Annotated in this window: 20 protein-coding genes; 10 read left to right on the forward strand and 10 right to left on the reverse strand. The window is 54.6% G+C overall.

Features of this window, described 5'->3' with window-relative positions:
- Positions 1 to 130 precede the first annotated feature (130 nt).
- The 6 genes from PEL8287_RS00730 (at position 131) to glnT (ending at position 5,675) form a co-directional block, all read left to right on the forward strand.
- Positions 131 to 379: a hypothetical protein gene (locus tag PEL8287_RS00730; protein WP_085890449.1), complete on the forward strand. Its 249-nt coding sequence runs from the start codon at positions 131 to 133 to the stop codon at positions 377 to 379.
- Between the two features lie 238 nt (positions 380 to 617).
- Positions 618 to 1,250, forward strand: coding sequence for a helix-turn-helix domain-containing protein (locus tag PEL8287_RS00735; RefSeq protein WP_085890450.1), 633 nt, complete (start codon positions 618 to 620; stop codon positions 1,248 to 1,250).
- Positions 1,251 to 1,340: 90 nt separating this feature from the next.
- Complete coding sequence (locus PEL8287_RS00740; protein WP_085890451.1) at positions 1,341 to 2,237, forward strand: class II glutamine amidotransferase; 897 nt, start codon at positions 1,341 to 1,343, stop codon at positions 2,235 to 2,237.
- A gap of 1 nt (position 2,238) precedes the next feature.
- The gene (locus PEL8287_RS00745) at positions 2,239 to 2,922 is read left to right on the forward strand and encodes a GltB/FmdC/FwdC-like GXGXG domain-containing protein (protein WP_085890452.1); all 684 of its coding nucleotides are present in this window, start codon (positions 2,239 to 2,241) and stop codon (positions 2,920 to 2,922) included.
- Between the two features lie 12 nt (positions 2,923 to 2,934).
- Positions 2,935 to 4,272, forward strand: coding sequence for an FMN-binding glutamate synthase family protein (locus PEL8287_RS00750; RefSeq protein ID WP_085890453.1), 1,338 nt, complete (start codon positions 2,935 to 2,937; stop codon positions 4,270 to 4,272).
- 65 nt (positions 4,273 to 4,337) lie between these two features.
- Positions 4,338 to 5,675: a type III glutamate--ammonia ligase gene (gene glnT / locus PEL8287_RS00755; protein ID WP_085890454.1), complete on the forward strand. Its 1,338-nt coding sequence runs from the start codon at positions 4,338 to 4,340 to the stop codon at positions 5,673 to 5,675.
- 238 nt (positions 5,676 to 5,913) lie between these two features.
- Here the strand turns inward: glnT and sucD are convergent, their stop codons facing one another.
- The 5 genes from sucD to PEL8287_RS00780 form a co-directional block, all read right to left on the reverse strand.
- Entirely contained in the window at positions 5,914 to 6,795 is an 882-nt protein-coding gene (sucD, locus tag PEL8287_RS00760; RefSeq protein WP_139837652.1) for a succinate--CoA ligase subunit alpha, read from the reverse strand.
- Positions 6,795 to 7,979 carry a malate--CoA ligase subunit beta gene (locus tag PEL8287_RS00765; RefSeq protein ID WP_085890456.1) on the reverse strand — a complete coding sequence of 395 codons (1,185 nt, stop codon included), beginning with the start codon at positions 7,977 to 7,979 and terminating at the stop codon, positions 6,795 to 6,797. The genes sucD and PEL8287_RS00765 overlap by 1 nt, the downstream gene beginning before the upstream one ends.
- A 12-nt stretch (positions 7,980 to 7,991) precedes the next feature.
- Positions 7,992 to 8,930 (reverse strand): HpcH/HpaI aldolase/citrate lyase family protein, encoded by a 939-nt coding sequence (locus PEL8287_RS00770; protein WP_085890457.1) that lies wholly within the window; start codon positions 8,928 to 8,930, stop codon positions 7,992 to 7,994.
- Positions 8,931 to 9,236: 306 nt separating this feature from the next.
- Entirely contained in the window at positions 9,237 to 10,211 is a 975-nt protein-coding gene (locus PEL8287_RS00775; RefSeq protein ID WP_085890458.1) for a 2-hydroxyacid dehydrogenase, read from the reverse strand.
- 11 nt (positions 10,212 to 10,222) lie between these two features.
- A complete protein-coding gene (locus PEL8287_RS00780; RefSeq protein WP_085890459.1) occupies positions 10,223 to 11,395 on the reverse strand; it encodes an aminotransferase class V-fold PLP-dependent enzyme in 1,173 nt (390 codons plus the stop codon).
- Between the two features lie 246 nt (positions 11,396 to 11,641).
- Here PEL8287_RS00780 and PEL8287_RS00785 point away from each other — a divergent pair, with 246 nt between their 5' ends.
- Positions 11,642 to 12,268, forward strand: a complete 627-nt coding sequence (locus PEL8287_RS00785) for a response regulator transcription factor (RefSeq protein WP_085890460.1) — start codon at positions 11,642 to 11,644, stop codon at positions 12,266 to 12,268.
- A 2-nt stretch (positions 12,269 to 12,270) separates the two neighbouring features.
- On the opposite strand, the gene PEL8287_RS00790 is transcribed toward PEL8287_RS00785, so the two are convergent.
- From PEL8287_RS00790 to PEL8287_RS00810, 5 genes are all read right to left on the reverse strand, one after another.
- Entirely contained in the window at positions 12,271 to 13,755 is a 1,485-nt protein-coding gene (locus PEL8287_RS00790; protein ID WP_235862099.1) for an ABC transporter substrate-binding protein, read from the reverse strand.
- 118 nt (positions 13,756 to 13,873) lie between these two features.
- Positions 13,874 to 15,964 carry a dipeptide ABC transporter ATP-binding protein gene (locus PEL8287_RS00795; protein ID WP_085890461.1) on the reverse strand — a complete coding sequence of 697 codons (2,091 nt, stop codon included), beginning with the start codon at positions 15,962 to 15,964 and terminating at the stop codon, positions 13,874 to 13,876.
- 4 nt (positions 15,965 to 15,968) lie between these two features.
- Positions 15,969 to 17,165 (reverse strand): ABC transporter permease, encoded by a 1,197-nt coding sequence (locus PEL8287_RS00800; protein WP_085890462.1) that lies wholly within the window; start codon positions 17,163 to 17,165, stop codon positions 15,969 to 15,971.
- 12 nt (positions 17,166 to 17,177) lie between these two features.
- A complete protein-coding gene (locus PEL8287_RS00805) occupies positions 17,178 to 18,224 on the reverse strand; it encodes an ABC transporter permease (RefSeq protein WP_085890463.1) in 1,047 nt (348 codons plus the stop codon).
- 128 nt (positions 18,225 to 18,352) lie between these two features.
- Complete coding sequence (locus tag PEL8287_RS00810) at positions 18,353 to 20,017, reverse strand: ABC transporter substrate-binding protein (RefSeq protein WP_085890464.1); 1,665 nt, start codon at positions 20,015 to 20,017, stop codon at positions 18,353 to 18,355.
- Positions 20,018 to 20,787: 770 nt separating this feature from the next.
- On the opposite strand from PEL8287_RS00810, the gene PEL8287_RS00815 reads away from it, so the two are divergent.
- The 3 genes from PEL8287_RS00815 to PEL8287_RS00825 all read left to right on the forward strand — a co-directional run bounded on the left by PEL8287_RS00815 (position 20,788) and on the right by PEL8287_RS00825 (position 25,090).
- Positions 20,788 to 21,807, forward strand: coding sequence for a putative 2-aminoethylphosphonate ABC transporter substrate-binding protein (locus PEL8287_RS00815; RefSeq protein ID WP_085890465.1), 1,020 nt, complete (start codon positions 20,788 to 20,790; stop codon positions 21,805 to 21,807).
- A gap of 131 nt (positions 21,808 to 21,938) precedes the next feature.
- Positions 21,939 to 23,072, forward strand: coding sequence for a putative 2-aminoethylphosphonate ABC transporter ATP-binding protein (locus PEL8287_RS00820; RefSeq protein ID WP_085890466.1), 1,134 nt, complete (start codon positions 21,939 to 21,941; stop codon positions 23,070 to 23,072).
- On the forward strand, positions 23,069 to 25,090 hold the full coding sequence (locus PEL8287_RS00825) for a putative 2-aminoethylphosphonate ABC transporter permease subunit (RefSeq protein WP_085890467.1): 2,022 nt from the start codon (positions 23,069 to 23,071) through the stop codon (positions 25,088 to 25,090). Before PEL8287_RS00820 ends, PEL8287_RS00825 begins: the two co-directional genes overlap by 4 nt.
- Positions 25,091 to 25,100: the final 10 nt, after the last annotated feature.

Below are 25,100 nucleotides of genomic sequence, written 5' to 3' on the forward strand. Positions count from 1 at the left end.
GCATAATATGATTTCTAAGTCGAAATCGGAAAAATATTGCCGCGGTACCGGGTGTTCTGAAGAGCAAGAAAACCTTACTGCAAAAAAATATATATTATAAACAGTAAGTAAATACTGGAAGCTGATGTGAATGGATGAGGTTCCAATCAACATGCGCCGTTTAGCCGGCCGGGCTTTAACCGCTAAAAGTCAGATACTTGCGAAGTCAGTAATGATCGGCTTTGACTTGGTGGTTTCTGGCTTGGGTTTGGGCTTGGCCGTGGATTGGGGCGTCTCTTGTTCTCTTGGTTTCGGCTTTGAACTTGCCATTGGGCTGCTCCTTTCAAAAAGGCAGTCCAGTCGGAGAGCGCCCGACTGGCGCCAACTGATTATTCTGTAAGAAAAACACATGAAATGGGCGTATTTTTGGTCGAATTGCTTCGGAAATCAGGTCAGTTCAGGGCATCCACCCGGTTTATCGGGAAAAATTTGTCGAAGGCTTCAGGTTGTGAATGCCAGTTTTTATGATGTTTCAAGGCGATATTTGCTTACGCTTGCAATTCAGTATGACATTTCGCATCCTAAGGCATCCCTGGTATCGTTTGACGATGTAACCTGCGGTAGAAAAAGGACATTCAATGCCCGGCAGCAAGTTTAGCCAGGATCCACACAAGACAAAAGAAAACAGGGAAAAAAACCTGGAAACGGCAATTGGCCGTGAGGTGCGGGAATGCCGCCGACAACGCAATATGACGGTCGCTGATCTGGCCGAAGTCACGGGGTTGTCTGTCGGGATGTTATCCAAGATCGAAAATGGCGTAACGTCACCATCGCTGACAACCCTGCAGGCCCTGTCGGCAGCGCTGAGCGTGCCGGTAACATTGTTTTTCCGTCGGTTTGAAGAACGGCGAGAGGCAGTGCATGTCAAGACCGGACAGGCAATCGAGATGGAACGTGCGGGAACGCGCGCAGGGCATCAGTACAATCTGTTGGGTCATTTGGGTTCGAACAACAGCGGTGTGGTGGTAGAGCCTTATCTCATCACGCTGACTGAAACTTCTGATATTTTCCCGACGTTTCAGCATGAGGGAATTGAACTGCTCTATGTACTGGAGGGCGAAGTGGGCTACCGCCACGGTGACCAAAGTTTTCATCTGCGTCCCGGCGACAGCCTTTTCTTTGATGCCGACGCACCACATGGCCCGGACGAACTGATCAAATTACCGATCCGCTACCTGTCCGTCATTGCATACCCGCAATCAAATCACTAAATTATTCCTGGCAGGAAACAAAAATTCTTATGGTTGAAAACCTGATGGGGATTGGATAGCCTGCGTCGGAACGACTCATGGAGATGTCAAATGTGTGGGATTGTCGGACTATTTCTGAAGGACAAGTCACTGGAACCCAAGTTGGGTGAAATGCTGACGGATATGCTGATCACCATGTCGGATCGCGGCCCCGACAGCGCCGGGATTGCGGTTTATGGGGATGATCACGAGGGCTTTGCCAAGCTGACAATTCAGGCCGCAGACCCTGCGACAGCTTTTGAAAATCTGGACAAAGACCTTGCCGCTGCGATCAACGAACATGTCACGGTCCGGGTAATAGATACCCACGCTGTTATTGATCTACCTGAAGACAAGATGGCCGAGGCACGTGCGGCGCTGAAAGAGTTGCGGCCAGGTGCCCGGGTGATGAGTGCCGGGGAAGTGATTGAGATTTATAAAGAAGTCGGCCTTCCCGGCGACGTCGCGAAACGCTTTGATATTCCCAAGCTTACCGGCACACATGGCATTGGGCATACGCGGATGGCAACGGAATCTGCGGTGACAACTCTTGGTGCGCACCCGTTTTCGACCGGGGCGGATCAATGTCTTGTGCACAACGGTTCATTGTCGAATCACAATTCTTTGCGGCGAAAACTGGCCCGAGAGGGTGTGACTGTTGAAACAGAAAACGACACCGAGGTGGCGGCAGCCTACCTGACCTGGAAGATGCAGAACGGCAGCACTCTGGGGGAAGCACTGGAAAGCGGACTGAATGATCTGGATGGCTTCTACACCTTTGTCGTCGGGACCAAAGACGGCTTTGGCGTTTTGCGCGATCCGATCGCCTGCAAACCTGCGGTAATGGCCGAGACAGATCAATATGTCGCCTTCGGCAGTGAATATCGCGCACTGGTCAATCTGCCCGGGATTGAAAACGCCCGCGTATGGGAGCCCGAACCCGCAACCGTTTATTTCTGGAACCACTAAGATGCAGACATTTGATTTGGAACAAAACGGGCTGCGCGCCCTGAACAAAGCCTTGCAGGTAACCGATCCAGCCAGCAATCAGACCGCTTGGGAAGTGGTGAATGCCCGCGGCAGCCACGCGATCGCCGTGGGTCTGGATGCGCCGATTGAAGTAACGGTGCGCGGATCGACAGGGTACTATTGCGGCGGCATGAACAAGCAGGCGACGATAACCATTGACGGCTCGGCCGGGCCGGGCACGGGCGAGAACATGATGTCCGGCAAGATCGTGATCGAAGGCGATGCCAGCCAGTATCTGGGCGCCACAGCGCATGGCGGGCTGATTGTCGTCAAGGGCAATGCCGCATCGCGCTGCGGGATTTCGATGAAGGGGGTCGATATCGTGGTACATGGCAATGTCGGGCATATGTCGGCATTCATGGCACAGTCGGGCAATCTGGTGGTGTGCGGCGATGCGGGCGATGCGCTTGGCGACAGCTGCTACGAGGCGCGGTTTTTTGTGCGCGGCAAGGTCAAAAGCCTGGGCGCGGATTGCGAGAAAAAGGAAATGCGACCCGAGCATATCGAGATACTGACGCGGCTGCTGGCCGAGGCAGGATGCGATGCCAAACCGGAAGAGTTTACGCGCTATGGTTCTGCCCGGAAGCTCTATAATTTTGATGTTGATAACGCTGCGGCGTACTAAGGGGTTGAAAAGATGACAGATAAAAAAATCCCCATGACCCTGCCACGCCAGTCGGCCACCTTCACCAACGAGGTGAACAGTGAAATTCGCCGGGCGGCAGCGACGGGCATTTATGACATTCGCGGCGGCGGGGCCAAGCGGCGCGTGCCCAACTTTGACGATCTGCTTTTCATGGGCGCGTCGATCTCGCGCTACCCGTTGGAAGGCTACCGAGAAAAATGCGAGACCTCGGTCACCATCGGCGGGCTGCATGCCGAAAACCCGATTGAGCTGGATATTCCGATCACCATTGCTGGCATGAGCTTTGGCGCGCTGAGCGGTCCGGCGAAAGAGGCCTTGGGGCGGGGGGCCTCGGCGGCGGGGACGTCTACCACCACCGGTGATGGCGGCATGACACCCGAAGAGCGCGGGCATTCGACCAAGCTGGTCTATCAGTATTTGCCGTCGCGCTATGGGATGAACCCCGACGACCTGCGCAAGGCCGATGCGATTGAGATTGTTGTGGGTCAGGGCGCCAAGCCCGGTGGCGGCGGCATGCTGCTGGGTCAAAAGATCAGTGACCGGGTGGCAGAAATGCGCAATTTGCCCAAAGGGATCGACCAGCGGTCGGCCTGTCGGCATCCCGACTGGACCGGGCCGGATGACCTGGAGATCAAGATACTTGAGCTTCGCGAGATAACTGGTTGGAAAGTCCCGATATACGTCAAGGTGGCGGGCGCACGACCTTATTACGACACCACGCTGGCCATCAAGGCGGGGGCGGACGCGATTGTGCTGGACGGGATGCAGGGCGGTACGGCGGCGACGCAGGATGTGTTTATCGAACATGTCGGTCAGCCCACACTGGCAATTATCCGGCCCGCGGTTCAGGCGCTGCAGGATCTTGGCATGCACCGCAAGGTGCAGCTGATCCTGTCGGGCGGTATCCGCTCGGGCGCGGATGTGGCCAAGGCGATGGCACTGGGCGCCGATGCGGTCTCGATCGGCACAGCGGCGATGATCGCGATCGGCGACAATGATCCCAAGTGGGAGGCCGAGTATCAGAAGTTGGGCAGCACCACAGGGGCTTATGACGACTGGCACGAAGGTCGTGACCCGGCGGGCATCACCACGCAGGACCCGGAACTGGAAAAGCGTCTTGACCCGATCGAGGGCGGACGCCGGTTGCGCAATTATCTGAAGGTAATGACGTTGGAGGCGCAGACGATAGCGCGGGCCTGCGGCAAGAACCATCTGCACAATCTGGAGCCCGAGGATCTGGTAGCGCTGACAATGGAGGCTGCTGCCATGGCACAGGTGCCCTTGGCAGGCACAGAATGGTGGCCAGGCAAGCCGGGAAGCAGTTTCTGAGACAAGTGAGAGGGGTAGCCATCGGCTGCCCCTTTTGGGTGACAACAGCGAGAGGACAAAAAACCATGACAAAAGATCTGGCCGCTTATGCCGCAGAAAATGGCGTTAAGTATTTCATGATTTCCTTTACCGACCTTTTCGGTGGTCAGCGGGCCAAACTGGTGCCGGCACAGGCGATTGCCGACATGCAGGAGGATGGCGCGGGTTTTGCCGGGTTTGCCACTTATCTGGACATGACGCCGGCCCATCCCGATATGCTGGCCGTGCCTGATCCTGACAGCGTGATCCAACTACCCTGGAAGCCCGAAGTGGCCTGGGTTGCCGGGAATTGCGTGATGGAAGGGGAAGATGTGGCGCAAGCCCCTCGCAATGTCTTGCGTCGCCTGATTAACGAAGCCGCTGCAGAAGGTCTGCATGTGAAAACAGGAATTGAGGCAGAGTATTTTCTTCTCACCGCCGATGGCAGCGCGCTAAGCGACGAGTACGATACGGCAGCCAAACCCTGTTATGATCAGCAGGCCGTGATGCGGCGTTATGATGTCGTGCGTGAGATCTGCGACTACATGCTGGATCTTGGCTGGGGGCCGTACCAGAATGACCACGAGGATGCCAATGGCCAGTTCGAGATGAACTGGGAGTTTGATGACGCTCTGAAAACTGCGGATAAACACAGCTTTTTCAAATTCATGACCAAATCGGTCGCGGAAAAACACGGTTTCCGCGCAACATTCATGCCCAAGCCCGTTGAAGGCCTGACCGGTAACGGTTGCCACGCACATATCTCGGTCTGGGATGCGCCGGGCGACAAGGCGAAAACCAATGTTTTTGCGATCGAAAAGGGCACTGGCAAGGGACAGGTCGGTGAGCTTGGTCTGTCAGAGAAAGGTGCGTATTTTCTGGGCGGGATCATGAAACACGCCTCTTCTCTGGCCGCAATTACCAACCCGACGGTGAATTCCTACAAGCGCATCAATGCGCCGCGGACCATGTCAGGGGCCACATGGGCCCCGAATACCGTCACCTGGACCGGTAACAACCGCACGCATATGGTACGTGTTCCGGGGCCCGGTCGTTTTGAGCTGCGCTTGCCGGACGGGGCGGTGAATCCTTACCTGTTGCAGGCGGTGATCATCGCGGCGGGAATGTCAGGTATCCGCACCAAAGCCGATCCGGGTCCACGGTATGATATCGACATGTATGCCGAAGGGCACACCGTGAAAGGGGCCCCCTTGCTGCCGCTGAACATGCTGGATGCGATGCGTCAATATGACAGTGACACAGAGTTGAAGGCGATGATGGGCGAAGAGTTTTCAGCCGCCTATCTGAAGCTGAAACAAAAGGAATGGGATGCGTTCACAAGCCATTTTTCCGCTTGGGAAAAAGAGCACACGCTGGATATCTAAAGGCAAGGCATGGGGCGGGAAACCCCGCCCCATGCCTTGGTTGAAACCTGTCAGATGGGATGGTCCGATTGAGCGGCTTTGCCGCCCATTTTTTATATAGAGGGACGCTGTTCCTCGAGCACCTTGGGGAATTTTGGCAAGTAGAAAGGCAGCATGGTCTGCTTTTTCAATTTTCGTGGCGGCAATCCGAACGGCGCGGCTGCTTTTGGGAGGAGTTTCAGTCGCGCCGTCAGAAGCGTCAGGCAATCATTTTTTCCACAACCTCGCCAAAGGAGGACGGGGTGGGGACGATTGTAACGCCTGCCTCGCTGAGGATTTCCACCTTTTCCTGCGCGGATTCCCCAAAGGCTGACACAATTGCGCCCGCATGTCCCATGCGACGCCCTTTAGGCGCCGACAGACCTGCGATATAGGCCGCAACAGGCTTTTTCATGTGATCGCGGATATAGGCGGCGGCTTCGGCCTCTTGCGGGCCGCCGATTTCGCCCACCATCACTACGGCATCGGTGTCGGGGTCGTTTTCGAACAGTTCCAGAATATCGCGGAACGATGAGCCGTTGATTGGATCACCGCCGATACCGATGGAGGAGGATACACCGATTCCTTTTTCCTTCATCTGACTGGCGGCCTCGTACCCCAAAGTGCCCGAGCGGCCAATGATGCCGATGCGACCGGGCAGGTAAATATGCGGCGGCATAAGCCCCGCAAAGGCCTGACCCGGTGTGATGATCCCTGCACAGTTGGGGCCGATCAGACGCATGCGGTTTTCCGATTTATAGCGCCGCATATAACGTTTGACGTGAATCATATCCTGCGCCGGGATGCCGTCCGCGATGCAAACGCAGGTCTTGATGCCCGCATCGGCCGCTTCCATGATTGAATCAGCAGCAAAAGGGGGCGGCACAAAACAAATGGCCAAGTCGGCCCCGGTTTCGGCCACGGCCCCTTTGACGGTGTTGAACACAGGCAGTCCATTATGGGTGGTACCGCCCTTGCCGGGTGTTACGCCGCCCACCACGTTGGTGCCGTGGTTGATCATGTCCTGCGTGTGAAAACTGCCGATACGACCTGTAAGGCCCAAAACCAGAACTTTAGTATCCTTGTCGATCAGAATAGCCATTATACAGGTTCCTTCTGGCTTGCTTCTTTCCAGGCCGCTACGACCTTGCTGGCGGCGTCGGTTAGAGTGTCTGCTGTTGTGATATTGAGCCCGCTGTCGGCCAAAAGCTGGCGACCTTCTTCTACGTTGGTGCCCGCAAGTCGCACCACGAGCGGCAATTTGAGATTAAGTTCCTTGACAGCACGCACCACGCCCTCGGCGATCCAGTCGCAGCGGTTAATACCGGCAAAGATGTTGACCAGAATTGCTTCGACGTTTTTATCGTTGAGGACGGCCTTGAATGACATCAACACCCGTTCTGGTGAGGCACCACCGCCGACATCAAGAAAGTTGGCAGGTTCACCGCCGGCCATCTTGATCATGTCGAGCGTAGCCATAGCCAACCCGGCACCGTTAACGATACATCCAATTTTACCCTCAAGTCCGATGTACGAAAGGCCACGATCCGAGGCATATGTCTCGCGTTGATCTTCCTGGCTTTTGTCGCGCAGTTCGGAAATGTCAGGGCGACGGAATAGTGCGTTTTCATCAAAGCTCAGCTTGGCATCAAGCGCCACGATCTCGCCGGATGTAGTAACCACCAGCGGGTTGACCTCGACCATATTGGCGTCCAGTTCGCTCATCGCGCGATAGCAGCCGATGATGGTCTTGGTTGCCTGCGGGATGAGAGCGGCGTCAAGCCCCAGTTGAAAGGCAATTTCGCGCGCCTGAAACGCCTGCATGCCAACGGCTGGATCGACCACAGAGCGGATGATTGAATCGGGCTCGTTTGAAGAGATTTCCTCGATTTCCATGCCCCCCTGGGCCGAGGCCACAACGACAACGCGTTCTTCTTTACGGTCCAATACGAAGCCCAGATAGATTTCCTGCGCAATGTTCGTGGCTTCCTCGATGTAGAGGCGGCCCACCAGCTTGCCCTGGGGGCCGGTCTGATGTGTGACGAGCTTACGCCCAAGCATCCATTGGGCAGCCTCGGCGACCTCTTCTTCGGACGAACAGATGCGGACGCCACCCGCCTTGCCACGTGCGCCCGAATGGATCTGAGCTTTGACAACCCATTTGTCGCCGGACAGTTCGTTACTGCGGTAAACTGCCTGTTCAGGGCTGTAGGCGATGCCGCCGCGCGGGACCGCCACGCCAAAGCGTTTCAGCAGCTCCTTGGCCTGATATTCATGAATGTCCATCTTCGGGCCTCCTTATATTTTCTGGGCCGCGATGGCGTCAGCCACGGTCAGCACGTTGTTGGCCATGCGCTCTGATGCGGCGTCGATCAGTTTGCCATCAAGGGCGGCAGCCCCTTTGCCCTGGGCCTCGGCCTTGCGCAGTTCTTCGATCACGCGGCGGGCGCGGGTAACCTCGGCCTCGGGCGGCGAAAATACATCGTTGGCAAGATCAATCTGGCTGGGGTGAATGGCCCATTTCCCTTCGATCCCCAAAGCAGCGGCGCGTTTGGCCGACAGGATATAGCTGTCAGGATCGCTGAAATCACCGAAAGGCCCGTCAATGGCGCGCAGGCCATAAGCGCGGCAGGCAACAGTCATGCGCGACAGAGCAAAATGCCATTGATCGCCCGGGTAATCGGGATTCAGACCACCGATCACAACGGTACGCGCCCGGTTTGACGCGGCATAATCAGCCACACCAAAATGCATCGCTTCCAGACGGCCGGGGGCGGCGGCGATGGCTTCGACATTGGCCATGCCGAGGGCGGTTTCAATCAAAGCCTCAAGACCGATCTTATGGGTGAACCCCATGGATTCCTCGATCTGGGAGACCATGGTTTCGACCGTGTACATGTCGGCGGGTACGCCCACTTTGGGCACAAGAATTGTATCGACGTGCTGCCCGGCCTGTTCAAGGATATCAACCACGTCACGGTACATGTAATGCGTATCCAGACCATTGATGCGGATCGACATGGTTTTGCCTTTCCAGTCGATGTCGTTCAGCGCCTCGATGATGTTTTTACGGGCCTGGACCTTGTCCGGTGGGGCCACGGCATCTTCGAGATCCAGAAAAATGTAATCGACGTTACTTGCCGCCGCTTTTTCGAACATCGCCGTGTTTGACCCCGGCACCGCCAGTTCAGAGCGTTGCAGGCGTTGTTTTTTCAGAGGGTGCAGCGTGTAGCTCATGGATTGTCCTTCCTCCCACGATTCGCCGGGATTGGCGGCTCGGTTGATTTCTTCATAGATTGAGTGTCGCGCGGAAATGTTTTGAGAGACACTTACGCACGGGTAACAAAGCACGCCCGGGGTTGGAGGCTGGGCCCGACCGGGTAGGGATGACTACCTACTTTGCCCTTTTGGGGATGCGTCAGCACACCAGCCGGTGAGATGTTGAACGCACATAAAAAAACACCCGGATGGAGCATCCGGGTGATCATGTTTGGGAGAGATAATTGTTTTTAGACAAAGGCTTGCCTGGCAAACCTTGGGTGCTTAACTAACCAAGTCGCGCGGCGTCTTTCCGGCAAGGAACGCCTCAAGGTTTTCAATCGCACGAAACCCCATGGCGGCACGTGTGCCGTCGGTGGCACTGCCAAGGTGCGGGGCCAGAACGACATTTTCATAAGATAAGAAACGCGGATCAAGCGCGGGTTCATTGTGGTAAACATCAAGGCCCGCAGCGGTCAGTTTGCCACTGTCCAACGCGTCAAATAACGCGTCCTCGTCGACCACGTCACCGCGGGCTGAATTGACCAGAATACAGCCCTGTTTCATTGCGCCAAACACCTCGGCATTGATCAGCTTATAGGTGTCAGCCCCACCGGGGCAGTGCAGCGACAAGAAGTCGGACTGAGCGGCGACGTCGTTAATGCTGGGCAATTGCGTGGCGTTGCCATTGGCCGCCTTGATGTCATCCGGAACGTCCCAGGCATCCTGAAACACGATTTTCATGCCAAAGCCAAAATGCGCGCGTCGCGCCGTTGCCTGTCCGATACGGCCAAAGCCCACGATCCCTAATGTGGCACCGCTAACCTTTTTGCCAATCATATGGGTGGGGCGCCAACCCTCCCATTTTCCGGCGCGGGTTTCACGCTCGCCTTCGCCAATGCGGCGTGCGGCGGCCAGCAATAGGCCCATGGCCAGATCGGCGGTGCAATCGGTCAGAACGTCCGGTGTGTTGGTAACCGCGATACCATTGGCGCGGGCGGCGTCCACGTCGATATGGTTATACCCGACGCCGTAACTGGCCAGAATTTTCACCGTGCCTTTGGCGGCCGGATAGAATTCGGCCGGGATTTTGTCCGATACCGTGGGCATGATCACGTCATAGGTCGTTGCCGCGGCCATGAATTCGTCATGACTCATCGTGGTGTCTGGGTCGCGAAAGGTTACGTCGCCAACCTGCGCTACGCGATCCAGCGTTTCCTGCGGCCATTTACGGGTGACCAGAATTTTGGGCTTTGCCATAATCTTTCTCCTTATGCCACCGGCTTGCGATAATGTTCCTGCGCGGCCGCCACGCCCGAGCCTGGCACGATCTTGGCCCCGGCATCACGCAGGGCCATTTCGGCAGCCGAAATGGCACCGCACAGCATGACCGGGTTCAATGACCCCAGATGCCCGATACGGAATGCCTTGCCCATCAACTTGTTCAGGCCCGTTCCCAGTGACGTCTGGTACTTGTTGTAGGCCCCCGAGATCACATCACGGGCATCAACGCCTTCGGGCGCATAGATTGCCGATACGGTATCCGATGCCCATTCAGGCCCCCGCGCGACCAATTCGCACCCGTCCCAGGCGGCGACTGCCTTGTGCACACCTGCGGCCAGCCAGCCTTGACGCGCCCAGACATTTTCCATGCCGGCCTCAAGCAGCATATCAAGCGAGACCCTCAATCCACGAAACAATTGCGTGGCGGGCGTGTAGGGGAAATATCCATCACCATTCAGGTTCAGCATATCCTGAAGATCGAAATAACAGCGTGGCATCCGGGCGTTGGCGCGTGCATCCAGTGCTTTTTGGCTGACGCCCAGTATACCAAGGCCTGCCGGCAGCATGAAACCTTTCTGAGAGCCGGACACCGCGCAATCGACGCCCCATTTATCCATCTCGAACTCGACCGACCCGATCGAGCTGACCCCATCGACAAAAAGCAGGGCAGGGTGGTTGGCTGCATCAAGGGCGGCGCGAACACCTGCGATGTCTGATCCGACGCCGGTTGCTGTTTCGTTTTGGGTGGCAAAGACCGCCTTGATCTTGTGCTCTTTATCGGCGGCCAGCTTTTTGGCGTATTGCTCAACCGGTACGCCTTTGCCCCATTCAACGTCGATCACATCAACAACCAGCCCCAGACGTTCTGCCATATCGACCCACAAAAGCGAAAACTGGCCAAAGCGTGACATCAGTACATGGTCGCCAACGTTGAGGGTGTTGGTGATGGCGGTTTCCCACATGCCCGTGCCTGATGACGGATAAAGAAAAACTGTGCCGGTTTCGGTGCGGTAGACTTTTTTCAAGTCGGCAAGCAGCGGCTTGGTAAATGCGCCAAAGTCGGGTGCGCGCATGTCTTCCATAGGAATGTTCATCGCCTGACGCACAGGCTCAGGAACATTGGTGGGGCCGGGAATGAATAGGTGCTGGTTGCCGTACATTGTGTGTCTCTCCGATGGTTTGTGAATTTATCGGCGGGAAATCACTGGCAGGTAACGCCCGTTGGAATGGTCGTAACGAGCATTGGCGAAGTGGTGCCACCTAACGGGTAGGAGCAGCCACCCCTTTGGGTGGCGACGGAACGGCATGCGGCTGCATACAAAATTATTGTTTTATTTCATCGGTTTCCAATGCTTATTTGTCGCAATATGCTGTTCTAATCTTTCGCTAAGGTGATGTGATGGGCCATGCAGAATCGTGACATGACAGTACCGGAAGTAATTGTTGCCGACAGACAGTTGATTGTTTGTCAGGGCCTGGGTTCGCTTGTTTCGCAGATTGAAGAGGTCAGGCTTGGGCCATTCGCGACCGATCAAAAAAGCCTTAGAAAAGCGATTGAATCGGTGGATGGGCCGACAATCGTAATCTTGGGGGTGCGTCTGGCAGATGGTGACCTGAACGTGGTGCTTGGCAATCTGCGCAAAGACTATCCGAAGGTAATGGTCGTTGTCGTGGCTGAAGAAACGGAATTTGCGTTTATCCGCACGGCGGTAAAGTCAGGCGCGAATTCCGTCTGTATGATGAGCCACATCCTGACCAGCCTGCCAAAGATTTTGGGCAAACTGGTAGAGGGACACAGTATCGTGCCAACCGATATCTTAAATCGCCTGACCAGCGAGCAGACGGATACCCTGTCGCGGCGCGAACACGAGATATTGGGGCTGCTTGTAAACGGGCTGACCAACTTTCAGATTTCGGCCCGGCTGGGTTTGTCTGAGAATACCGTGAAATATTACCTCAAAGCCATTTATCAAAAGTTGGATGTCAACTCGCGGGGGGGGGCCATCGCCAAATACGTGGCTGGCAACTACTGAACTTATTGTTCATCTACTTCGATCAGATGCCAGCGCACGGCATCATTTCGCACCGGATCAAGATTATGCACGCGCGCGCCAACGCCAACCAACTGGGTGACATGGAATGGAATTAACGTGCCGGAATTTTGTCTGAGATATTCCTGCGCAGCGACATAGAGCGCACGACGCTTGTCAAATTCCAATTCTTTTCGCGCGGCTTCAATCAATCGGTCAAATTCAGGATCCTTAAAATAGCTCTCATTCCATTTAGCAGTCGAATGGAACGCCTCATTCAGGGCCTGGTCAGCAGGTCTCTCGCCCCATGCTGTGGCTACGGCATCCTTTTGGCGCCAGACCTCTGACCAATAGCCATCTGCAGCGGCCTTGATGATATTCACCTGAATACCTGCCGCAGCAGCCTGTTCCTGAAAGGCAACGGCCATGGCGGGCCAGGATTGGTCGATTGTCGAAATATAAAGATCAAACGACAACCCGTCCGCATACCCCGCTTCTGACAAAAGCTTGCGTGCTGTTTCGATATCGCGCGGGCATTCCATCGACGCGCGATACTGGTCGTTCGGCGCCACTGGTGTGTCACAGGAAACAACACCGCCCCCATCAAGGGCCAGTTTCAACAGGTCTTCGCGGTTGACGACCATGCGCAGGGCCCGGCGCACGCGGACGTCATCAAAGGGTGCGACATCAGTACGGAAAACCAGACCAGTCCAGTTGCCGGTAGGCACCTCCTGAGTTTTGTAACGGTCTGATTTTATAAGTGCACGCCGCAGCAATGGTACAATGCCGCGCTCCATATCAAGTTGCCCGCCCAGAAAGGCTTGCAGACGGGCCTGAGCGTCGGGAATGCCGATCACCTCTACATGGGCGACACCGGGAAGACCTTCATAATATTCAAGGTTGGCGGACAGCTTGGTTATGCCGTCAGGATCAAAAACATCAACCTTGAAGGGACCGGTGCCGATGCCAAGGGCTGCAATCGTTTCCCCGGAATTTTCAGGGATGATTCTGAGTCGAGGGTCCATAAGTTGCAGAGGCAGGTCTGCAAAAGGCGATCCAAGCGTGAGCTGAACCGTGTGGTCATCCAATGCTTTGGCCGAGGTGACCATCTTGACTGCAGATCGTGCGGGGCTGGCGCGGTCCGGGTCCATGACCCGTTCAAAGGAATACACCACATCGCCCGCATCAAAAGTGCTGCCATCGTGGAAACGTACACCTTCGCGCAACTTGAAGGTCCAGACAGTGCCGTCTTCATTGGCTTGCCATGATGTCGCCAGATCGGGTTGCGGTTTGCCCTTGGGGCCCGGGCGAACAAGCCGGTTCATGATTTTTTCGATGATTTGCAGCACCCGGCCTTTCGAGGCCGGATCGAGGCTTGAGTGAGCCCCAAATCCGACATTATGGGCGTGGCGAAAGGTTCCTTTGGGTTCGGCTTGAACCGCCGAGGTTAGAATTAAAGAAACCAGAATGATGCTGCTCAGATACCGCATTGCCAAATTCCTAAAAGACCCATGATACATTTGTGACGCAACCCGCCGAACAAATCAATTGAATGAGGTCGATGGCATTCGGGCCGTCTCACTGTCTGAGCAAATTGTCCTACGAACTTTATTCTGCCGCCAATTTGATAACAGGTGTCATTTTCGCGAGAATTTCGTCAGGCAAATGGCATTTGATCTGATGGCCATCTTCCAGATACCGAATAGAGGGAACCTCCTTGTCGCAAAGTCCGCCCGCAACTTCGGTTTTCCAGCGGCAGCGTGTTTGGAACGGGCAGCCCGGCGGCGGGTTCATGGCAGACGGTATATCGCCGTCAAGCACGATATGTTCCTTCACGATCGAGGTATCCGCAATCGGAACTGCCGATAGCAAAGCCTCTGTATAGGGATGGTAAGGCGGGGCAAAAACCTGATCTGTTGTGCCCATTTCAACCACATGGCCCAGATACATCACCATCACTCGATCACTGAGATAGCGGACGATCGACAAGTCATGGCTGATAAACAGGAGCGTCGTCTTGTTTTCGCGCTGAATTTCCATCAACAGATCGGTTACAGCAGCCTGAACCGAAACATCCAATGCTGACACAGGTTCGTCTGCGACAACAATTTTGGCGTCACCTGCAAAGGCTCGGGCGATGCCGACGCGCTGTTTCTGGCCTCCCGACAACTGCCGAGGCATGCGGTCGGCAAAGGCACGGGGCAGTTTTACCAGATCAAGCAGCTTCAGCATACGCTCCCTGCGTTCGGTATCGTTGGCTCCGATGCCAAAAACCTCAAGCGCACGGATGATCTGACGGCCAACCGTCATGGACGGGTTCAGCGTGTCAAACGGGTTCTGGAACACCATCTGAACCGAGGACACTGTTTGCGTGTCGCGATCTTCGATCGGGATGTCCTGAATTTCCGTATTTCCTAGCAGAATCTTGCCGTCAGTTGCCGTTTCTAGACCCATCAGAACCTTGGCAAATGTAGACTTGCCGCAGCCGGATTCGCCAACAATCGCAAGGGTTTCAGATTCGCGCGCCTCAAAGGTTAACGTCTCGTTGGCTTTGACGACTTTCATATTGCCAGAGCTACCAAACAATGCGTTCGCTGCCACCTGATAATATTTCATGAGGTGGTCCACCTTCAGAACAACGTTGCCGATCTTACCTTTTTCGGTCGTTTCCTTTGCGACTATCGGCGCGTCCCAGTCGATGTCCCTGAAGCGCAGGCAGCGGCTTTCGTGACGCGCATCGCCTTCGACCGGCGCCATCGGGATGAAGCCCTGGTCGCAATACCCTTCTTTGAAATAGTCGCAGCGCGGTCCGAAATTGCAACCATGCGGCCGTTCATGTGGCAGTGGAAAGTTGCCCGGAATAGCAACCAGCGGGCGGGCATTCTTGTCGGCGCCGGGCAGGGGGATTGAGCGGAACAATGCCTGTGTATAGGGGTGCTGCATCTTGTCGAACACATCCTCGATCGAACCGCGCTCGACGGCCTCGCCCGAGTACATTACGCACAACCGGTCGCAGGTTTCCAGAATCAGCCCAAGGTTATGCGAGATGAACAGCATTGAGGTGCCGTATTTTTTACCCAGATTCTTTACCAGTTCCACAACGGCGGCTTCGACGGTCACATCCAGCGCAGTTGTCGGTTCGTCCAGGATCAGCAAAGAGGGCTTTGACATCAACGCCATGGCGATCACGATGCGCTGTTGTTGCCCGCCCGAAAGCTGGTGGGGATAGCTATTTAGGATACGCTCGGCATCGGGCAGCTTCACGTCCGTTACCACCTCCAAGGCACGACGATAGGCCTCTTCCTTGCTGACGCCCTCATGGATCATCGGGACTTCGGTCAACTGCTTGCCGATTTTCATCGCCGGATTCAACGACGCCATCGGTTCCTGATAGATCATGGCAATTTCGTTACCGCGAATATCCCGCAGTTCTTCGGCGGACATTGCAGACAGGTCGCGCCCCTTGAACTTGATCGAGCCGCCAACGACTTTTCCGTTTACGCCCAGATCCTGCATTACACCAAGGGCAACTGTGGATTTTCCGCATCCGGATTCCCCTACCAGGCCAAGCGCCTCGCCGGGCATGACCTTGGCTGAGAAATCCATCACCGCCGGGATTTCGCGCAATCTGGTGAAAAAGCTGATCGACAGCTTGTCGATTTCCAGAATTGGGCCATTGTACTCTGCAAGCTTGCTCATCGTATCAATCCCTCAGGCTTTCTTCGCGCAGCCCGTCCGCCAACAGGTTCAGACCAAGCACAAGGCTTAGCAATGCGAGCGCGGGCGGCAGCGCGGGGTGCAGATAGACCGACAACAGTTTGCGCCCTTCGTTGATCGTAGATCCCCAGTCGGGGCTTTCGGGTGGCAGGCCCAATCCGAAAAAGCCCAGGGTGCCCAGCAGGATGGTTACATAGCCGATGCGCAGGCAGAAATCGACGATCAGTGGACCACGGACGTTGGGCAGGATTTCCCATAACATGATATACCATGGCCCTTCCCCCCGGGTCTGCGCTGCGGCGACATAGTCGCGCGATTTGATGTCCAGCGTCAGGCCCCGCACGATCCGGAACACTGTGGGCGAGTTTACAAAAACCACCGAGACGAACACCACAAGCAAACCGCCCGGGATATCAAACCCATCAATGGCCGCCGGAAGGATACTGATGGCCGAGTTGCCGCCCGACTGAGAAATCAGCGACAGATATAGCCATCCGCCCACAAGCGCGATCAAAGTCACCATGATGTTGCGCGCTGCGGGTTGCGTGTGGAACCGCGAATTGACCAGTACGAAAAGAAAGATCAGCGGGAAAAAGAACAGCACCGCTGCCATGTATTGCGGCAGGCCTGTCAGGACGATCTCGGGCGTGACCAACAGGTAGAAAAGAAGAATTACCGGGAAGGCCAGGATAAGGTTGGCGATGAATGACAGGATGGTATCCAGCCGTCCGCCGAAATATCCCGCAGGAAGCCCAAGTGTGATGCCGACCATAAAGGCAAAAAGCGTCGCCAGCGGTGCAATCCGGATCACGACCCAGGCCCCGGCAATGACCCGGCTGAAGACATCACGCGCCAGATTATCGCCCCCCAGCAGGTAATGCGGGTATGGGACTGAGTTGTCGGGCACAGGCGTTCCCGGCACTTTGTTTTTCATACCCGAAAGCTGTGTCAACGGATCATGGGTCAGGATCAGGTCAAGCGACCCGAAGAAGCCAGCATAAACCCAGAATATAACGATACAAAAACCGATCATGCCGATCATGCTGTCGAACAGTTTGCCATAAAGGCCCAGCCGACGTTTGTAGGCGATTGAAAGCCAGAATGTCGCGATCATCGCAATCCAGACCGGTAGAAGCTGGATGAGTATCTGGATGAAAATTCCGGATGCGGAAAGTGGTTCCATGTCTCAGCTCCTTCAGGATATGCGGATGCGTGGATTCAAATAGACGTAACCGATATCTGAGATCAGCTGCGTCAGCAGAACCACGACGACGGAAACTACGGAAACGCCAAGCAACAACTCGATATCGTTGTTGCTTGCAGCCTGCACCAGAACCCAACCAAAGCCCTTGTAGTTAAAAAGTGTCTCGACGATCACGACACCGTTTAACAGCCAGGGAACCTGCAGCATGATCACCGTGAAAGGGGCAATCAGCGCATTGCGCAGCGCATGTTTGAACACGATAGTGGTGAATTTCACGCCCTTCAGCCGCGCGGTGCGGATATATTGCGCGGTCATCACTTCGGCCATCGAGGCGCGGGTCATACGGGCGATGTATCCCATACCATAAAGCGCGATGGTCAGCACCGGCAGGGTGAAGTTTGCAAAAGTGGCATCATCCATCGCGCTGGTTGCACTGCCCTTGAACCATTTCAGCCCAACGGCCGAGGATGCGAAAACCGCTATAAAGATAACACCTGATACATATTCAGGCGTGGCCGTGCTGAGGATAGAAAAGGTTGAAAGCGATCGGTCGGTGCGCGACCCTTCTTTCATCCCGGCCAGAATCCCCACGATCAGCGCGCTTGGCACCATCACCAGAAGCACTGTCAGCATCAGTTTGCCGGTAAGGGCAAGGCGTTTGGCGATGGTTTCCGAAACGGGCTCTTTGAAAACACTGCTATCGCCCCAGTACCCTTGCAGGATGCCACAGAATGTCGGGGCATCCGCGGGATCGATGCCTTGTCCTATACAGCGGCCTTTCACCTCACCGTCTTCAGTGGTGCGCTTGAAACCCGGAACCACACCCAGCCATTCGCCATATTTGATGACGTTCGGCCTAAGATAGCCGTTCGTGCCAAGCCATGTGGTGACCTGCTCATCGGTCATCCGCATGTTGCCTTCGAACTTGGCAACCTTTTCAAGGTTTGGATAAAGGTTCGTCAGAAAAAAGACGATATAGGTCAGGCACACTGCGGTCAGGAGCATAACCCCCAACCGGCGAAGAATGAAAACTCCCATGACATCCCCATTTTCAGGTCGCAGAAACGATGCATCTTTGCGATGCTTGTGGTTCAGGTCTCAGCCTGAGGTTTCCGCAAATTCAAGGGCAGGGCCGCCAAGTTCAGCGGCCCCGCGCAGAACGTATATTAGGCAGACCACCCGAACTTGTAATGGTGATGTTCGAACGAAATTTGCTGATCCGTGCCGGTCAGTTCTGGCTTGGCATTCCGGAACAGCTTGCGCCAGTAAGGCTGAATGGTGACGCCTTCGTCCTGGATCAGTTTTTCCATTTTTTCCATTACCACACGGCGTTTCTCTGCGTCCGCCAGAGACAGAGCCTCATTCAGCAACCCGTCAAATTCGGCGTTTGCCCAACCAAATTCGTTCCAGGCTTCACCCGAGCGATACGCAAGTGCGTGGATCTGAACACCCAACGGCCGATGGTTCCAGTTGGTGGAACTGAACGGGTATTTTGTCCAGTCGTTCCAGAAGGTAGACCCAGGCAAGACCGTCCGTTTTACTTTGATACCGGCATCGCGAAGCTGCGCTGCAACCGCATCGGTGGTGTTCTTGCGATAGCCGTCGTCGATTGAAATGATTTCATGCTCGAAATCTTCCATGCCGGCCTCTTTCATCAGTGCAAGCGCGCCTGCAGGGTCGTGCTTTTGAGGAGGCAGTTTGGCGTATTCGGGGTGCACCGGCGCCACGTGATGGTTCTCAGCGGTAACGCCATTTCCGTTCAATCCCAGTTCCAGCACAATCGCGTTGTCAACTGCCATCTGAAGTGCTTTGCGCACACGAACATCGGCGTAGGGTTTCTTGCCATCCACTTCGGCAAGCTGATTGGGCCGGATCACGACTGTGGCTGCGGTGGCCACTTCGGATGTCGGCCATCCGATCGAATCCAGAAGCTCGACAAACTCGCCTTCCGATCGATGGACCATGTCGATCTCATCCGCATCTGCCGCGGCAACCCACGAAGCCGGGTCGGTGCCATAATCGATGTATTCGATACGGTCCAGGTAGGGGCCGCCGTAAACGTCGGTGCCCCACCATGTGTGGTTTTCGTTGCGCACCAAAGTGGCCTTTACACCGACCTCAATCTCTTCGATCAGGTAGGGCCCGGTACCAACAGCGTCTTTGCCCTGTTCCGGGTCATAGCTGCTGTGAACAACGGCTGACGGATAGTCTGCAATGCCCGGAATGATCGAGATATCGGGTTTCGGCATCTTGATAAGAACTGTGTGGCTATCGACGGCGGTAACTGCGCCTTCGATCACTTTCTGGCTGTCTTCGTCGATCAATGTGGCCATACGACCGGCCATCGAGTTGCCTTCTACGGTCTTGTCGGACCAGCGTTCAAAATTGCGCACCACGTCATCGGCAGTAAAGTCGTCACCGTTGTTCCACTTCACACCCTTGCGAACCTTCAGCGTATATTGAGTGGCGTCTTCGTTCGCTTCCCAGCTTTCCAGCAACATACCGCGGAACGTGCCGTCGTTGTTATATTCTACCAGATATTCCAGTGTGCCGCGGGTAACGTTGGCAATTTCCGACCAGTCGGCGGTACGGGTGTCTTTGGTGCCGCGAACTTCCATCTGGCAACGCAGTGTACCACCCTGTTTGGTCTCTGCATGTGCTGCGGTGGGCAGGGTTGCACCAATCAGACCATAGGCCGCTGTGCTGCTGACACCCAACGCTGTTGCACGTGCGAAAAACTCACGCCGGTTGAGTTTACCTTGACGGAATTCCTGGGCGTACATTTCTGCCGCAGGGTGGATTTCACCACGTTTGCAATGTTTTCGGTTCATTTTTTTCTCCCTGTTTTCGAGTTGTTTTTTTAAGCATAGCGCCATTTCATTAAGCGTTCGCTGCTGGATGCCATGTTCAGCAAACTTTCCTCAATCCGGGTCTATACTTAGTAGCATTTGGAGCGGTTTTGTGCGGTCGGGAATACAATCGACTTTCAAATTGTGAACTTCCCATCCCCAGAAACACTGCTGTTTGCAGTCGATATATACCTATCGTGCTGTCAGGTAGCTTAGATGCCTGGCGCGAGTAAAAAATGACGAAATTCGACGTGAAATTGTATTTTAGCGACACGTTGCTGACCGGTAAAAATTGCTTTTCCAAACGATAGCCAGTTTTTTTTAAACTCATTGGGTGCGTTTTCTTAAGGATATTCTTAAACCTCGGTTCTTGAACGCAGCTTCTGCAGCGATGTATTTCACGATATGATTTTGTTACTTTTGCCGGGTACACCCAAGTAATTCGCCGGAATGCTTGCAAAGTTGACAGGATGTTTTGAAATAGTTTTACATGACTGTGCTAACCGCCTTTCCGGGGTTTCTGAAACTGTTCGGTTCTGGCATCACAGACTGGTCTCTTTGACCAGATATGATCTGTGAAGATTACTCTGGACCGTAAATTAGGCGCATAAGCCTGAATAATGAAGTGGTAGGTTTTATCGATTTTTCTTGTTCTGGAAACCTGCCAAAGTATGTTCGGCGAACAATCAATAAAAGGCTTCTCAATAGCCTGGGACGCTAGATCCCGAAAATGACCAACAGAGGAGAAACAAATGAAACTCAAAGCAACTATTTTTGCGTCAATTGCAGCAGGGGCCCTGGCTGCCACCTCGGCTTTGGCCGAGACCGAGCTGACCGTTTATACGGCGGTCGAAGCAGAGGACCTGGCGCGCTACGCGGAAAAGTTTAACGAGGGCAACCCAGATATCAAAATCAACTGGGTTCGCGACTCTACCGGTATCATTACGGCGAAACTGCTGGCTGAACGGGACAATCCGCAGGCCGATGTGATCTGGGGCCTTGCCGCGACTTCGCTTTTGTTGCTGAAGTCCGAGGGAATGCTCGAGGCTTATGCGCCTGCTGGCGTAGAAAAGCTTGATCCCAAATTTGTCGACGGTGACAACCCGCCTGCGTGGGTCGGCATGGACGCCTGGGTGGCCTCGGTTTGCTATAATACAGTCGAGGCAGAGAAGGCAGGGCTTACGCCCCCTACATCCTGGAAAGACCTTACAGATCCGCAATATGCAGGTCATGTGATTATGCCGAACCCCAACTCTTCAGGTACGGGATTCCTTGACGTTTCAAGCTGGCTGCAGATGTTTGGCGAAGAGGGTGGCTGGGAATATATGGATGCGCTGCATGAAAACATCGCGCGCTATACCCATTCCGGCTCGAAGCCGTGCAAACTTGCAGCGGCGGGTGAAATTCCGATTGGCATTTCGTTTGCTTTCCGCGGTGCCAAATCAAAGGCAGCGGGCGCACCTCTGGAAATCATCGTTCCAAGTGAAGGTGTGGGTTGGGACATGGAAGCAACTGCGATCGTCGCAGGTACGGCCAATCTTGAAGCAGCACAAACGCTGGTCGACTTCACTGTCACCAAAGAAGCCAACGAAATGTACAATTCTGGGTATGCTGTTGTCGCCTATCCCGGTGTGGCCAAACCGGTCGAACATTTCCCGGATGGTCTTTTGGATGCGATGATCGACAACGATTTTGAATTTGCCGCCAATAATCGCGCAGCAATTCTTAAGGAATGGCAAAGCCGCTACGACGGTAAGTCCGAAGCTAAGTAAGGCGTCGATGCGAGGGGCGGATTCTGCCCCTCGCATTTCCTCGCTTTCTTCTCATCTCTGTTGGATCTTCCCCTGGTTGCAGCCGACCGCGGCAGGATTCTCCACGCAAAAAAGTTTCAAGGACTTATCACGTGACGCAAACAAACCCATCCGGCGAACCGTACCTGAGCATCGAAAACCTGTGGAAAGCCTTTGGGACATTTCTTGCGCTCAAGGATATATCGCTGGAAATCATTGAAGGTGAGTTTGTCTGCTTTCTCGGGCCATCCGGATGTGGAAAGACCACGCTGTTACGTGCTATCGCGGGCCTTGATCTGCAGACCAAGGGCAGGGTGCTGCAGGATGGCAAGGACGTGTCAAACCTGCCGCCGTCCGAACGTGATTTCGGTATAGTTTTCCAATCTTACGCACTGTTCCCCAACCTTACGATTGAAAAGAACATCGCCTTCGGGCTTGAAAATACCGGGCGCAAAAAGCCTGAAATTGCGGCGCGGGTGAACGAGCTGTTGCAGCTGGTTGGCCTGCCGGAGCAAGGTAAGAAATATCCCGCACAGTTGTCAGGTGGGCAACAACAAAGGATCGCTCTGGCGCGGGCGATTGCAACCAATCCCGGCCTTTTGCTGCTGGATGAACCGCTTTCAGCCCTGGATGCCAAGGTGCGTGTGCATTTGCGTCATGAAATCAAGGAATTACAACGCAAACTTGGCGTGACTACCGTCATGGTAACGCACGATCAGGAAGAAGCACTGTCGATGGCCGACCGGATTGTGGTGATGAACCAAGGGGTCATTGAACAGGTTGGAACCCCAACTGAGATTTACCGGGACCCAACAACATTGTTTGTGGCTGATTTCATTGGCGAAATGAACCAAATTAATGCGGTGGCCGGCACCTCGGGGCGGATTAAAATTGGCGAAGCTGAAATGATATCCCGACCTCATAACTTTGCGGCCGGCACACCGATCATCGCGGCGATACGACCCGAAGATGTTATTCCACACGGGGACGATGCCCTGTCGCCCGGGCTGACGGATGAAATATCAACGCAGGAAAACGCTTTTGAGGTTACCGTCGATGAAATGGAGTTTCTTGGATCGTTCTGGCGTTGCCGACTGGCCAGCAAGCGGTTTGGCGACACCGAGTTGATCGCAGATTTTTCGATTAATGCAGTGCGTCGTCTTGAACTGGGCGAAGGCAAGCAGATGATGATCGAGTTACCTGATGATCGTCTGATGGCATTCGATCGCAATGAGGCCACGCAATGACGGTGCCTTTGACTCATACATCACGAATGCCTGCCGGGCCTGTTGTCAAAGGTAAGTTGAGCCGAGACGATCTGATCATGCGTGGTGGCATGATGGTGATTGCACTGTATCTGGTGGTGACGCTTGCCTTGCCGCTTTATGCAATGCTTTCGAAATCTTTTTCGACCTACCGGTTCGAGTTAGCCAATTACGAATTTCAGGTCAGTGATGAAAGTGGGGAATTCGAGGGCACGATTCTACGCGCCAGCGACCTGAATGCCAGCACCGGCGCCTATACCGCGACGGAGCTAAGCGCCGGGTCGGATGGGCGCCTTGGAGTAACCAACTTTTTCCCCGAATTCAGCTTTCGCAGCCCGGTCAAGTATCAGATTCGGAATACGGTCGAGGATGGTCGCTTTCTCGTTGGATCTACTTTGCACGATGGCACTGAATGGGTCACGCTGGATTCCAACACATTTCGTCGGGTCCAGTTAAGGCCGACAAAATCAACGGGTGTGGACAACTTTGTCAATTACTTTTCGACGCCTGCGCTGTTCAACTCGATCAAGAATTCGCTTTGGATTTCAGTCGTTAGCACAATCGTCACCGTCACCCTTGCGTTTTGGTTCGCTTATGCGCTGAACCGAAGCTGTATGCGGTTCAAGGGGCTTTTCCGGCTGATTGCCATGGCGCCGATCCTGGTGCCATCACTGCTGCCTGGCATCGCGCTTGTATATCTATTTGGCAATCAGGGCATGTTGAAAGAATTGCTGTTTGGTGCCAGTATTTATGGGCCGATCGGCATTGTAATCGGATCGATCTTTTTCACTTTCCCGCATGCGTTTTTGATTATCTCAACAGCGCTGGCTATTTCAGATGCCCGCCTATACGAGGCAGCCACCAGCCTGCGTGCAACGCCTTGGCGAACCTTCTGGACAGTAACCATTCCCGGCGCGCGCTATGGGCTTATCTCGGCGGCGTTTGTTGTGTTCAACCTGGTGATTACCGACTTTGGCTTGCCCAAGGTGATCGGTGGGCAATTCAACGTGCTGGCGGTCGACATCTACAAACAGGTGATTGGTCAGCAGAACTTTGAGATGGGCGCGGTGGTGTCGGTTGTTCTGGTGGTTCCGGCCATTTTTGCCTTTGCGATTGACCGTCTGGTGCAATCCAAACAGGTGGCCCAGTTGTCGGCCCGGTCGGTGCCTTATCAGCCAAATCCAAATCCCCGTACAGATCGGATTTTCCTGATCTATTGCAGCCTGATCGGCTTGTTTATTGTCGGGCTTCTTGCGGTTTGCCAGTTCGCGGCTTTGATCAAATTCTGGCCATATGATCTGAGCCTGAGCCTGAGCAACTACCAGTTTGACAAAATGGATGGCGGTGGCTGGGGGTCGTATTTCAACTCGATCAAACTGGGGCTTTTGACGGCGGTTGCGGGCACGTCCATTGTGTTCTTTGGTGCTTATCTGGTGGAAAAATCAAACGGCTTTAAAATGGGGCGTTCCCTTTTTCAGATGTTTGCCATGTTGCCGATGGCAATCCCGGGTATGGTGCTTGGACTGGCCTATATCTTTTTCTTCAACAACCCGAACAATCCGCTGAATCCCCTCTACGGGACGATGGCGATTCTGGTGATCTGTTCGGTCACGCACTTTTACACGGTGTCGCATCTGACAGCGGTGACCGCGTTAAAGCAGATGGACCGCGAGTTTGAGTCTGTTTCGGCATCGTTGAAACAACCCACCATGAAATTATTCAGCCGGGTTACCGTGCCGGTTTGTCTGCCTTCGGTATTGGACATTTCGATCTACCTTTTCGTCAATGCCATGACAACGGTTTCAGCGGTTGTGTTTCTATATTCACCCAAGACAACGCTTGCCTCGATTGCTGTTCTGAACATGGATGACGCAGGTGATATCGCACCTGCAGCGGCGATGGGCATGATGATCTTTTATACCAACGCGGCGGCGCGCCTGCTGCACCTTCTGGCTTCGAAAGGGGTGCTGCAGCGGACCCAGGCCTGGCGCAATCGTTAATCAAGAACCT

Source organism: Roseovarius litorisediminis, assembly GCF_900172295.1.
GTDB classification, from domain to species: Bacteria; Pseudomonadota; Alphaproteobacteria; order Rhodobacterales; family Rhodobacteraceae; genus Roseovarius; species Roseovarius litorisediminis.